This window comes from Streptomyces sp. NBC_01232, assembly GCF_035989885.1.
Classification (GTDB): domain Bacteria; phylum Actinomycetota; class Actinomycetes; order Streptomycetales; family Streptomycetaceae; genus Streptomyces.
Map to the genome: position 1 here is coordinate 760838 of NZ_CP108518.1, position 11904 is coordinate 772741.

General features: G+C 71.9%; 11 protein-coding genes. 8 read left to right on the forward strand and 3 right to left on the reverse strand.

All coding sequences use genetic code 11. The annotated features are described in order from the left end of the window. The first annotated feature begins 173 nt into the window (after window positions 1-173). The 5 genes from OG444_RS03700 to OG444_RS03720 all read left to right on the forward strand — a co-directional run bounded on the left by OG444_RS03700 (window position 174) and on the right by OG444_RS03720 (window position 5625). A complete protein-coding gene (locus OG444_RS03700; RefSeq protein ID WP_327260716.1) occupies window positions 174-1616 on the forward strand; it encodes a glycoside hydrolase family 16 protein in 1443 nt (480 codons plus the stop codon). A gap of 146 nt (window positions 1617-1762) precedes the next feature. After that, complete coding sequence (locus OG444_RS03705; RefSeq protein ID WP_327260717.1) at window positions 1763-2275, forward strand: pyridoxamine 5'-phosphate oxidase family protein; 513 nt, start codon at window positions 1763-1765, stop codon at window positions 2273-2275. 84 nt (window positions 2276-2359) lie between these two features. Next, complete coding sequence (locus OG444_RS03710) at window positions 2360-3196, forward strand: class II glutamine amidotransferase (RefSeq protein WP_327260718.1); 837 nt, start codon at window positions 2360-2362, stop codon at window positions 3194-3196. A gap of 238 nt (window positions 3197-3434) precedes the next feature. Next, a complete protein-coding gene (locus OG444_RS03715; RefSeq protein ID WP_327260719.1) occupies window positions 3435-4487 on the forward strand; it encodes a glutathione S-transferase family protein in 1053 nt (350 codons plus the stop codon). Between the two features lie 94 nt (window positions 4488-4581). Continuing rightward, a complete protein-coding gene (locus OG444_RS03720; RefSeq protein WP_327260720.1) occupies window positions 4582-5625 on the forward strand; it encodes a LacI family DNA-binding transcriptional regulator in 1044 nt (347 codons plus the stop codon). A 60-nt stretch (window positions 5626-5685) separates the two neighbouring features. On the opposite strand, the gene OG444_RS03725 is transcribed toward OG444_RS03720, so the two are convergent. After that, on the reverse strand, window positions 5686-6348 hold the full coding sequence (locus tag OG444_RS03725) for a DUF4360 domain-containing protein (RefSeq protein WP_327260721.1): 663 nt from the start codon (window positions 6346-6348) through the stop codon (window positions 5686-5688). Window positions 6349-6605: 257 nt separating this feature from the next. On the opposite strand from OG444_RS03725, the gene OG444_RS03730 reads away from it, so the two are divergent. Next, window positions 6606-8435 (forward strand): galactose oxidase-like domain-containing protein, encoded by a 1830-nt coding sequence (locus OG444_RS03730; RefSeq protein ID WP_327260722.1) that lies wholly within the window; start codon window positions 6606-6608, stop codon window positions 8433-8435. 18 nt (window positions 8436-8453) lie between these two features. Here OG444_RS03730 and OG444_RS03735 read toward each other — a convergent pair whose 3' ends face one another. After that, complete coding sequence (locus OG444_RS03735) at window positions 8454-9065, reverse strand: HutD/Ves family protein (RefSeq protein ID WP_327260723.1); 612 nt, start codon at window positions 9063-9065, stop codon at window positions 8454-8456. 5 nt (window positions 9066-9070) lie between these two features. Then, window positions 9071-9508, reverse strand: coding sequence for a MarR family winged helix-turn-helix transcriptional regulator (locus OG444_RS03740; RefSeq protein ID WP_327260724.1), 438 nt, complete (start codon window positions 9506-9508; stop codon window positions 9071-9073). A gap of 153 nt (window positions 9509-9661) precedes the next feature. Here OG444_RS03740 and OG444_RS03745 point away from each other — a divergent pair, with 153 nt between their 5' ends. Both OG444_RS03745 and OG444_RS03750 read left to right on the forward strand, forming a co-directional pair. Then, window positions 9662-11224, forward strand: coding sequence for an MFS transporter (locus OG444_RS03745; protein ID WP_327260725.1), 1563 nt, complete (start codon window positions 9662-9664; stop codon window positions 11222-11224). 77 nt (window positions 11225-11301) lie between these two features. Beyond that, window positions 11302-11820, forward strand: coding sequence for a mycothiol transferase (locus OG444_RS03750; protein WP_327260726.1), 519 nt, complete (start codon window positions 11302-11304; stop codon window positions 11818-11820). The last annotated feature ends 84 nt before the right edge of the window (window positions 11821-11904 follow it).

Consider the following 11904-nt stretch of genomic DNA (forward strand, 5'->3'; position numbering starts at 1 on the left):
CACTGCTTGAACTCTCCCTACCCCTAAGTGCTTTGCCGGTTCTATCTCTTGACGGCCCGTGAGGGCGCGGAGGACAGTGTCCAGCGGCGCCGCTCTGAGAGCGCTCTCAAGGCGTCGAACCCGCTGACCCTTCCCCCCGCACCGCGCCTCGGCGCGCTTCAGAGAGGGCACCCATGCACGAGATATCCGGCAGGAAACGAACGACGGTCCGGCGGGCCGTCCTGGCCGCGCTCAGCACGGTCGCCGTGGTCGCGGCCGCCGCCGCGGGCATCGCCCTGCCCGCGAGTGCCGCGGCTCCTCCCACACCGTCCGGCTGGTCCCGGGTGTTCCTGGACGACTTCGACGGGGCCGCGGGGTCCGGCGTGAACACCGCCGACTGGCAGTACACCACCGGCACCTCATACCCCGGCGGACCCGCCAACTTCGGTACCGGCGAGATCGAGACGATGACCGCCGATCCCTCCAACGTCTCCCTCGACGGGGCAGGCAACCTGCGCATCACGCCGCGCCGGGACGCCGCCGGCAACTGGACGTCCGGCCGCATCGAGACCCGGCGCGCCGACTTCGAGCCCCCCGCGGGCGGCAAGCTCCGTTCGGAGGCCCGTATCCAGATGCCGAACGTGACGGGCCCGGCCGCCAAGGGCTACTGGCCGGCATTCTGGATGCTCGGCGCCCCCTACCGGGGCAACTGGTGGAACTGGCCGGGCATCGGCGAGATCGACATCCTGGAGAACGTGCAGGGCCTCAACAACGTCTGGGCGACCCTGCATTGCGGCACGACCCCGGGCGGCCCCTGCAACGAGACCTCCGGCATCGGCGGCCAGCGCGCCTGCCCCGGCGTCAGCTGCCAGGCCGGCTTCCACACCTACGCCGTCGAATGGGACCGATCGACGGCGGTCGAGGAAATGCGCTTCTACGTCGACGAGTTCAACTTCCATACGGTACGCGCCAACCAGGTGGACGCGACGACCTGGGCCAATGCCACGAACCACGGCTACTTCATCATCCTGAACGTCGCCATGGGCGGAGGCTTCCCGGACGCCTTCGGCGGCGGCCCCGACGCGGGCACCCAGCCCGGCCACTCCATGGTCGTCGACTACGTGTCCGTCCTCCGGTCGACCGGAGGGACCACGCCGCCCACCACTCCCCCCACCACCCCGCCCACCACTCCCCCGACGACACCGCCCACCACCCCTCCCGGTCACCGCGACGCGTACACGACGATCCAGGCCGAGTCGTACGACAGCCAGTCGGGCGTGACCAAGGAGATGACCACGGACAGCGGCGGCGGCCAGGGCCTCGCGGCGATCGCCAACGGCGACTGGGCGCTGTTCCGGGGCGTCGACTTCGGTTCCACACCCGCCGGGCAGTTCCACGGACGCGTCGCGAGCGGTGCGGCCGGCGGGGTCAGCGGGCTGGTCGAGGTGCGGCTCGACAGCCCGGGCGCGCCCCCGGTCGGCAGCTTCTCGATCGCGTCCACCGGCGGCTGGCAGAGCTGGCGCACGGTGCCGGCGAACATCACGGCGGTCACCGGCACGCACGACGTCTACCTGACCTTCACCAGCGGCCAGCCCGCCGACTTCGTGAACGTCAACTGGTTCGACTTCGGTCACTGACCACCGCCCCGCAGGGCCCGGCGTCGTCCACGCGGCAGTCCGCGTGGACGACGCCGCGCGTCCGGTGGACGGCCCGGGCGGCGCGGGACAGGCTGGTGGCCGACGGCGGCAGGAGGCCGCAGGAGGCCACAGCAGGAGGAGCGCCCATGCCCGAGGAAGAGCCCCGCACCGAGCTGGACGCGCGCTACAGCGACGAGCAGGCCACCGCGGTGCCATGGCGGGACGCCGTCAGCAGGCTGGCCGCGGCGGAGCTGTACTGGCTGACGACCGTACGCCCCGACGCGCGGCCGCACGTCACCCCGCTGATCGGTGTCTGGGCGGACGGCGCACTGCATTTCTGCACCGGCCCCGAGGAGCGCAAGGCCAAGAACCTCCGCCGCAACGCGCACGTCGTCCTCACCACCGGCACCAACACCCTGCACGAGGGATTCGACCTGGTCGTCGAGGGTGTGGCGGCCCGGGTCACGGATCCCGATCGGCTGCGCCGGCTCGCCGCCGCCTGGGAGGCCAAGTACGGCGCCGAGTGGCACTTCGACATCGGCGACGGCGTGTTCGTGAACCCCGACGCGGGCGAGGCGGTGGTCTTCGCGGTACGTCCGAGCACGGCCTTCGGCTTCGGCAAGGGCGGGTACAGCCAGACGCGCTGGCTCTTCTCCTGACCCACCCCCGCGGACAGCCTGTCCACCGGGAACCACGACGTCAGTGGGGTTAGGCTCGGAGCAGTCGCGAAGGGGATGGTGCGCATGTGTCGGTGGCTCGCCTACTCGGGTTCGCCCATGCTCCTCGACACCGTGCTCTACCGCCCGGAGCACTCGCTGATCAACCAGAGCCTCCGCTCCCGGATGGGCGCCGAGCCGACCAACGGCGACGGTTTCGGCATCGGCTGGTACAGCGCGGACGGCGACGGCACCCCGGCGGTCTTCCGGGACGTCGGCCCGGCGTGGAACAGCCGCAATCTGCAGGAGCTCGCCGCGCACGTCCGCTCCCCGCTGTTCTTCGCGCACGTGCGCGCCTCGACGGGCTCGGCGATCCAGCAGTCCAACTGCCATCCGTTCCGCCACGGCCGCTGGCTGTGGATGCACAACGGGGCGATCGCCGACTTCCACCGGCTGCAGCGCGACCTGTGCATGGCCGTCGACCCGGCGCTCTTCCCGTGCATCGAGGGGTCCACCGACTCCGAGGTGATGTTCTACCTGGCGGTCACCTTCGGTCTCGACCAGGACGTACCGGGTGCGGTGGCCAGGATGGCGGGGCTGGTGGAGCGCCTCGGCAAGGAGCACGGCGTGCCGGAGCCGCTCCAGATGACGGTGGCGGTCAGTGACGGCCTGCGCGTATGGGCCTTCCGTTACTCCAGCCAGGGGAAGTCCCGGTCGCTCTACTACAGCAGCAGGGCCGAGACCGTCCGCCATCTGCACCCGGAGATCCCCTACCTCAGGGAGGTCTCGGACGAGACCCGCCTGGTGGTGTCCGAGCCGCTGGGAGACCTGCACGGTGTGTGGAACGAACTCCCCGAGAGCAGCTACGCGGTGATCCCCTCCGGCCCCCACATGGACTACCTCCCGTTCGTCCCCGAGTTCTGACCGGCTCCCGGACCGGATTCCCGCCCCCGGCGCCCGGCTCGGATTCCCGCCCGGATTCCCGCCCCGGCCCGGCTCCGGCGTACGGGGCGGAGCCGCGGGTATCCGCCTCCCGGGAGACCTCCCGGCCGCCCGCGCCGGATGTCACCGGCCGTGTCCACGGCGTACACGCACCGCTGTCCCCGCACGGGAGGAGGCGGGCGGAACCGCAGGTACGGAGACCACACGACAGGGGCCCGACGTGAGCTACGTGAAGCGCGGCTCCGGCTACACCCGGGACAGCCGCTACCTCACCACCCGGATCACCGCCGACGGGGGCGAGGGGTTCGCCGTCGAACCGGGCCGCTACCGGCTGGTGGTGAGCCGGGCCTGTCCGTGGGCGAGCCGTGCCGTCATCGTGCGGCGGCTCCTCGGACTGGAGAAGGCGTTGCCGATGGCGGTGGCGGGCCCGACGCACGACGAGCGGAGCTGGAGCTTCGACCTCGATCCCGGCGGCCGCGACCCCGTGCTCGGCATCGAGCGGCTCCGCGAGGCCTACCTCGCCCGCGACCCCGGATACGACCGGGGCATCACCGTTCCCGCGATCGTCGACGTGCCGACCGGCCGGGTGGTGACCAACGACTTCGCGCAGATCACGGTCGACCTGTCGCTGGAATGGACGGCGTACCACCGCGAGGGCGCCCCCGCGCTCTACCCGCGCGCGCTGCGGGCGGAGATCGACGCCGTGAACCGGGCCGTGTACGAGGAGGTGAACAACGGCGTCTACCGTGCCGGTTTCGCCGGGTCCCAGGAGACCTACGCCTCGGCGTACGCGCGCCTGTTCGCCCGCCTCGACCGCCTCACCGAGCGCCTCGGCACATCCCGTTACCTGGTCGGTGACACCATCACCGAGGCGGACGTACGGCTGTTCACCACCCTCGTGCGCTTCGACGCCGTCTACCACGGCCACTTCAAGTGCAACCGGCAGAAGCTGTCCGAGATGCCGGTCCTGTGGGCCTACGCCCGGGACCTGTTCCAGACCCCCGGCTTCGGGGACACGGTTGACTTTGATCACATCAAGCGCCACTACTACCTGGTCCACGACGACATCAACCCGACCGGCATCGTGCCCGCCGGGCCGGACCTGTCGGGCTGGGTCGCACCGCACGACCGGGCGGCGCTGGGCGGCCGCCCGTTCGGCGACGGCACGCCACCGGGACCGGTCGCACCGGAGGAGGCCGTCCCGTCCCGTGCGAATCCGCTCCCCTCCAGTGCTGATCCGCTCCCCTCCGCTGCGAATCCGCTCCCGTCCTGAGCCCACTCCCGGGGGCGTTCTCCGGTTACGCTGCTGTCCGGCGAGGGGCGGCACCGTGCGACCGCCCGCCCGTGCACACCATGGAGGAGCATCCGTGACCGAACCGCGCCCCGGCGACCGGCCCACCCTGGAGGCCGTCGCGGCGCACGCCGGGGTCTCCCGGGCCACCGCGTCCCGTGTGGTCAACGGCGGGGACGGGGTCCGCGCACATCTGGTGGAGCGGGTGCACACGGCGATCCAGGAGCTGGGGTACGTCCCCAACCACGCGGCCCGCACCCTGGTCACCCGGCGCACCGGCGCCGTCGCAGTGATCATCGCCGAGCCGGAGGTCCGGATCTTCTCGGACCCGTTCTTCTCGCGCCAGGTCCGGGGTATCGCCAAGGAGTTGACCGCGCACGACACCCAACTGGTCCTGCTGCTGGTGGAGGACCGCGGCGACTACGAACGGATCGAGCGCTATCTGGCGGGCGGCCACGTGGACGGGGCCCTCGCCTTCTCCCTGCACACCGACGACCCGCTGCCGGCCATCACCCGTCGCATCGGCATGCCCACGGTCTACGGGGGCCGCCCCGGCTGGACCACCGGGCCCGGGGAGGACGACGGGGTGGCCTTTGTCGACGCCGACAACCGCGGGGGTGCCCGGGAGGCCGTGCGCTACCTGCTGGCGCAGGGCCGCAGGCGCATCGCACACATCGCCGGCCCGCTCGACCAGACCTCGGCGGCCGACCGGCTGAGCGGCTACCGCGACGCACTCGCGGGCGCCGGCCCCGAGCTGTTCGCCGAAGGTGACTTCACCCCGGCGGGCGGGGCCCGTGCGATGGCCGAACTGCTGGAGCGGGACGCCGGAATCGACGCGGTCTTCGCCGGGAACGACCTGATGGCCACGGGTGCGCTGCGCGTGCTGCGGGAGAGCGGCCGGACGGTTCCCGGCGACGTGGCGCTGGTGGGCTTCGACGACGCCGAGGCGGTGGCGGAGAGCGCCGATCCGCCGCTGACGACCGTACGCCAGGACATAGAGGGCATGGGCGCTCTGATGGCTCGGCTGCTGATGCGGTCCCTGAACGGCGGTCCGGGCGAGCGGGCCGTGCCCGGTCCGGTGATCACCGCCACCGAACTGGTGCGGCGCGCGTCGGCCTGACGTGCCGCAGGGGCCCGCGCGACGGCGGGCCCCTACGGGCCGGGGGAGGAACGTGCCGGATCAGCGCCGGACCGGGCACTGCTTCCAGGAGAAGTGGTACACGCTGTTGATGCTGCCGTCCGTCGAGTCGAGTGCCATGAAGCTGGTGTGCGACGGGTCCGAGGTTCCCACTTCGGCGCGCAGCTCGGTGTTGATGTTGAAGTTGCGCTGCTCACCGCAGGGCGCGAAGACGAGGGCTTCGATGCCCGTGGTGTCGGTCGCCTGCCAGTTGTCGACGAGCTCGCCGTTGAACTTGTGGGTTCGGTACGCGGTCTGGCTCATGCCCTGGAAGTAGTAGCTGGCCTTCTGCGTGCCGACCGCGCCCGGTGCGAGGCTGCCGAAGCCGCGGTAGTCCACCTTGGCCACGGCGTACGTGTACCCCTGCGGGACATGGACGTCGAGGGAGAGGAGGCAGTTCTTGCGGCCCTCGACGGTGGAGACACCACCGCCGGCCTGGGCCAGGTATTCGCTGTAGGTGACCGTGAAGGCCGAGTTGTCCGGCGACACGGCGACGGCGGCACTGCCTGGACGGCAGCCCGATCCGTTCACGGAGGCGACGTCCACGGTCACCTGGTCGGTGGGGGCCGAGGGCGCCGAGGAAGAGGCCCCGGCTGCGGGGGTGAGCGCGAGGAGGGTCGCGGTCATGGCGGCTGCGGTGAATCCGGTGCGGAGGGACTTGATCACACCGCCATGGATAGCGGTCCGCGGCCGCCCCCGCCGGCCGACGGGCACGCGGTCTCACCTCGATGGCCGAAGCCCATCACCGCAGAAACGATAAATCTACCCAAACCCCTCGACCGAATGGCCTCAGGTGGCACGGGGCGCCGAGTCGCACCGATCAGTCGTACCGGTTCGTCCTAATATCGGCGAGGTCTTTGAGGCAATCAGCGGGGGTTCTGGAGCCGGCCGGGGCGCCGGGCCCTCCTGCGGTGAGGAGTCCCATGTCCCGCACACCACACTCCGCCCTGCTGTCGGCGCTGGCCCTCGCGACCGCCCTGGCCGTCGCACTGACCGGCCCCGCCCCCGCCTTCGCCGCAGCCCGCCACGCGGGCGGTGGCGGTGGCGGTGGCGGCGACGAGGCCGCGGTACTCGGCGAGGAGCACGCCCGCGCCCATGCCTGGATGCGCGAGGCCGCCAGGGGGACCCAGGGATATCCGCAGACGAAGCGCACGTCGAGCCTGGCCTCCCTCCAGGAGTCCCAGCGCAGGGCCAACGCGACGTTCGACGCGGCCCGGTTCGGCCGGTTCACCCGATTCTTCCCGTCGCCGGACTTCGGCGTCCACGTGGCCCAGCTGCCGACGGGCAAGGTGCTGCTGTTCTCGTTCGAACGCGTGGAGGCCGATCCCACCAAGGAGACCGGGCCCACGAACACGATCGGCCGGACGAACGCGGGCCGCGCCTACCTGTGGGACCCCGCCAGGGGGACCGGGGCCAACGCCTTCAAGAACGTGGCACCGCCCGTGGTGCTGATGCCCGACGGCACCTACGCCCCGCGCCCGGCGCCGTTCTTCTGCGCCGGCCACTCCTACCTCCCCAACGGGATGGTGGGGGTGTTCGGCGGCAACGTCGGCGGGAAGGGCGGCAGCGGCGCCAAGCTGTCCTTCGTCTTCGACCCGTGGACCGAGAAGTGGTTCCGCAACCGCGACATGTCCGTGGGGCGCTGGTACCCCTCGGTCGTGACCGGGCCGGACGGTCGGCAGATCATCATGTCCGGCCAGTCCGAGCGCGGTACGGGCACGCCCACGCCGGTGGTGGAGCGCTTCCCCGCACTCGGACGCCCCGTGCCCTGGCGTTCGTACGACATCCCCGCGAACGTCCCGGTGGAGCGGCTCCGGTCGTCGGCGCCCTTCCGGAACGACTATCCGCACCTCTTCTCGCTGCGGGACGGAAAGATCTACGGGCTCGGCCGCGACGCCGACCAGCAATGGCTGTTCGACCCGGTCAAGGACACCCGCACCGACCTGCCCCGGCGGCCCGCCGACTTCCGGGGCTACGGTTCCGCGGTGCCGCTGCCGGCCGGTTTCCGGGGCCCGGACTCCGTGCTGGTGCTCGGCGGCGACCCGCGCGACCCGCTCACCTACCGGCTGTCCGGGGGCCGCTGGAGCATCGAGGAGCCGAGGGCCTTCGGCCGCACCCAGGACGGGACCCTGATCCTGCCCGACGGGACGCTGCTCACCGTGAACGGCGCCCTGGACACCCGGAACTACGGCAACGGGCCCTTCAATCCGAAGGCCGACCTGAAGTACCGGCAGATCGAGCTGCGCGACGCGCGGGGCCACTGGAAGCTGGGGCCCGCCCAGCGACTGCCCCGCGGCTACCACTCCAACGCGCTGGTGCTGCCGGACGGCCGGATGATGGTCACCGGTGACGAGCTCCAGCAGATCGCCAACGATCCCGACATCAAGGACGGGATGGACGGCAGCATCGAGCTCTACGAGCCCGCCTACCTGCACCGGGGGCCCCGGCCGGCGCTCGACCGGGTCCCGGCGGGCGACCTCGGCCACGACACGGCCTTCCAGGTCACGAGCTCGACGCCGAAGGACGTCGAACGGGCCGTCCTGCTGGCGCCCACGACGGTCACGCACTCGGTGAACACCAGCCAGCGCCATCTGGACCTGCGGATCACCGGCGTCCACGGCTCCACCGTCGGACTCCGTACGCCACCGGGCGCTGCCGACGCCCCGCCCGGGTACTACATGCTCTTCCTTCTCAACGCGAAGGGCGTGCCCAGCACCGCGAAGTGGCTGAAGCTGGGCACGCGAACGCGTTAGACCGTCCCTGCGGACGCGTCAGGCCGCCTCTTCCGCCCGGACGGCCGCCGCCGCGAACCGTACGACTGCCGCGAAGCCTGCCGTACGGACCCGGCAGTCGCGCAGTCCGGTCACCAGCGCGGCGTCGTAGCGGCCGAGCCCCACGGGGTCACCGGGCCGCTCCAGGACCACCGGTCCGTCCAGGGCGACCACCAGCAGCGTCTCGCCCGGCGGGACGGCGAGGGCCGCCCGGCCCCGTACGACGGCGGTGCGCGCCTGCACCGCGTCCCTGCGGTACATCACGTTGAAGTTCACCACGGGGCCGGAGAGCAGGCGGCAGTCGGTCGGCTCGTCCCCGGGGAAGTCCTGCGGCACGAACCGCTCGTCCACGAGACGGCGTACGCCCGCCACCGCGAGGTCCATCCCCGCGCCCTCGGCGAGGGTCAGGGTGCGCCCGATGCCGGGGAACGCCGAGAACGGACCGTCGGCGGCGACCTCTGCCAGGCTCACCCGCCAGGCGAAGTCGTCCATGCCGGCACCCTCGGGCCGGGCCGCGATCTCCCGGGTGACTCCTCCGCCGTTCTTCCAGACGGTGGCCGGGCGGCCGGCCGCCCGCAACACCTGGATCCCGCCGGCGGTCGTCGCGTCCACGGCGCTCAGGCCTTCTCCATCGAGGGGCGCAGACGGCCCAGCAGCGCGTAGAGCGTCGCACTCTCTGCCTCGTCGAGGGAGTCCAGCGCGCCGTGCATCGCCTGCATCTCCTCCCGGACCCGGCGGATGACCTCGCGGCCCGAGTCCGTGGCGACGACGTTCTTGACGCGGCGGTCGGCGGGGTCCGGCTCCCGGCGCACCAGCTCACGGGCCTCCAGGCGGTCGACGATGCCGGTCACGTTCGAGGCGTCGCACACCAGCAGGGTGGCGAGGCCGCGCATGGGCACGGGGCCGTCGAGCTGGGCGAGGACCCGGGCCTGGGTGGAGGTCAGCCCGTGCTGGGCGGCGGCGGCCGCGAACTCGCGCCATTGGGCGGTGCCGATCGCGGCGAGCAGCTCCAGCAGCTGGAGCTTGGTGGGGGTCTGCGTGGCGGTGTCGCTCATACCCGGAGCGTACTCAGGATGCTTCACATTATCAATTGTTTACTTGACCACCTTAACTATCCACGTCTACGGTCTGTCGAGTTACTTGATGAAGTCAAACATCTGCGTTCCGAAGCTCTTCTGCTCCGAAACACGAAGAAGGTCCCGCCAGCCATGAGCACCCCCTCCCCCGCCACCCCGGACTCCGGGCACCGGAACGAGACGGTCATCGTCTTCGCCCTGAGCCTGGCCGCCATGGTCGTGTCGATGATGCAGACCCTGCCGGTCCCGATCCTCGGCCTGATCCGCCAGGATCTCGCCACCACGACCGCCAACGTGAGCTGGGTGACCACTGCCACGCTCCTGTCGGCCGCCGTCTTCACCCCGCTCCTGGGCCGGTTCGGCGACCAGCACGGCAAGAAGCCGACCCTGGTCGCCGTGCTCGGCGTCATGGTCGTCGGCTCGGTCATCGCCGCCCTGGCGTCCACGCTGCCGATGCTGATCCTGGGCCGGGTGCTCCAGGGTGCGGCCACCGCGATCTTCCCGCTGGCCCTCTCGGTCCTGCGCGAGGAGGTCCGTCCGCAGAAGCTGCCGGGCGCGATGGCCCTGGTCAGCGGCACGCTCGCGTTCGGCAGCGGGCTCGCGCTCGTCGCGACCGGGCTGCTCACCTCCGGCTCCGGCGCGGACTACCGCAACGCCTTCTGGATGGCGACCGGCTTCGCGCTCCTCGCCCTGCTCGCGGTCGTGTTCCTGGTCCCCGCGACCCGCCACAAGACCGGCGGGCGCACCGACTTCCTCGGCGCCCTCACCCTCGGCATCGCGCTGCTGCTGCTCCTGCTGCCGATCTCGCAGGGGCACGAGTGGGGCTGGGGCTCCGCCCGTACGCTGGGCAGCTTCGCCGGCGCCGCCGTCATGACCGCCGTCTGGGTCCTCGTCGAGCGCAAGGTGCGCGAGCCCCTCGTCGACATGAAGATGTTCGTCCACCGCCCCGTGCTCATGGCCAACCTGGCCGGTGTCCTGGTCGGCTTCGGGATGTTCGCGAACTTCCTGGGCGTCTCGTACCTCGTCCAGATGCCCGAGGCGCTGACCGGCTACGGCTTCGACGCGTCCATCCTGCGCGCCTCCGTGCAGTTCCTGCTGCCCGGCGCGATCGTCTCGCTGCTCGCGTCGCCCGTCGGCGGCCAGATCGTGCGCCACCGCGGTCCGCGTACGGCGCTGGGCCTGGCCGCGGCCCTCGGCGCGGCCGGCTTCGCCTGGCTCGTCCTGGACCACCAGCACAGCTACTCGGTGATCGGCGCCGGACTCGTCGTCGGCGCGGCCGTCAGCTTCGGCTACGCCGCCATGCCCGCCGTGATCATGTCCAGCGTCCCGCACCACCAGAGCGGCATCGCCAACGGCATCAACTCGATCTCCCGCTCCACGGGCAGCGCGATCGGCAGCGCGGTCGTCACGACGATCCTGGCGTCCAGGACCATCGAGCACCTGCCTGCGGGGGTTCCGCCGCTGCCCGCCGAGTCCGGGTTCACCCTCACCTTCGGGATCGGGGCCGTGGCCTTCGCTCTCGTCGCGGTGATCAGCTGGATCGGCCTGCGGGGCAAGCAGGGCACCGTCGCGGCGGCCTCCGGGCAGCCGGCGCCGGCCGGGACCTCCGCGGCCTCAGTGAAGGACGAGTCGGCCGCGACGGCCGAGGAGACCGTGAAGGCCGAGGAGACCGTGAAGGCCGACGCCACCAGCTGACCACCCGCCGGCCCGGCGGCCCGGCCCCCGCGTGTCGCTCGCGGCGGCCGGGCCCCCGGGCCTTGCATGGTGGGTGCATGAAGGCTACGGACGTCATCGCCGACGGGTTCGGACGCATCCGGGAGATCGTGCACGAGGTCGTGGAAGGGGTCCCACCGGATCTGCTCAACGCACGCGTGGACCCGGCGGCGAACTCGGTCACCTGGCTCGTCTGGCACCTCACCCGGGTCCAGGACGATCACATCGCGGATGCGGCCGGCACGGAGCAGCTGTGGGACTCCGACGGCTGGTCTGACCGGTTCGCGCTGCCCCTGCCGGCCGGTTCGACCGGGTACGGGCACTCGCCGCGGGACGTCTACACCGTCCGCGTCGACTCGGGCGAGCTGCTGCTGGGGTACTTCGACGCGGTGCACGAGAGGACCTCGTCGTACGTCCGCGGGCTCGCCGCCACCGATCTCGAACGGGTGGTCGACGAGCGCTGGGACCCGCCGGTCACCCTCGGGGTGCGCCTGGTCAGCGTACTGACCGACGACCTCCAGCACGCCGGGCAGGCGGCCTTCGTACGGGGCGTGCTGGAGCGGGACCGGGGCGCCTGAGGCAGCCGCCACCACGTCCTGCGCCCCGTGCGCCGCGGATCGCGCGGGAGGACGTACGGAGGGCCGGGACCCCGTCCGGGTCCC

Excerpts from the sequence above, each read along its gene's own strand:
- OG444_RS03740 (WP_327260724.1), bottom strand. The coding sequence starts at position 9,508 with ATGAGCGACACCGCCACGCAGACCCCCACCAAGCTCCAGCTGCTGGAG.
- OG444_RS03700 (WP_327260716.1), top strand. The coding sequence starts at position 174 with ATGCACGAGATATCCGGCAGGAAACGAACGACGGTCCGGCGGGCCGTC.
- OG444_RS03750 (WP_327260726.1), top strand. The coding sequence starts at position 11,302 with ATGAAGGCTACGGACGTCATCGCCGACGGGTTCGGACGCATCCGGGAG.
- OG444_RS03710 (WP_327260718.1), top strand. The coding sequence starts at position 2,360 with ATGTGTCGGTGGCTCGCCTACTCGGGTTCGCCCATGCTCCTCGACACC.
- OG444_RS03745 (WP_327260725.1), top strand. The coding sequence starts at position 9,662 with ATGAGCACCCCCTCCCCCGCCACCCCGGACTCCGGGCACCGGAACGAG.
- OG444_RS03730 (WP_327260722.1), top strand. The coding sequence starts at position 6,606 with ATGTCCCGCACACCACACTCCGCCCTGCTGTCGGCGCTGGCCCTCGCG.
- OG444_RS03705 (WP_327260717.1), top strand. The coding sequence starts at position 1,763 with ATGCCCGAGGAAGAGCCCCGCACCGAGCTGGACGCGCGCTACAGCGAC.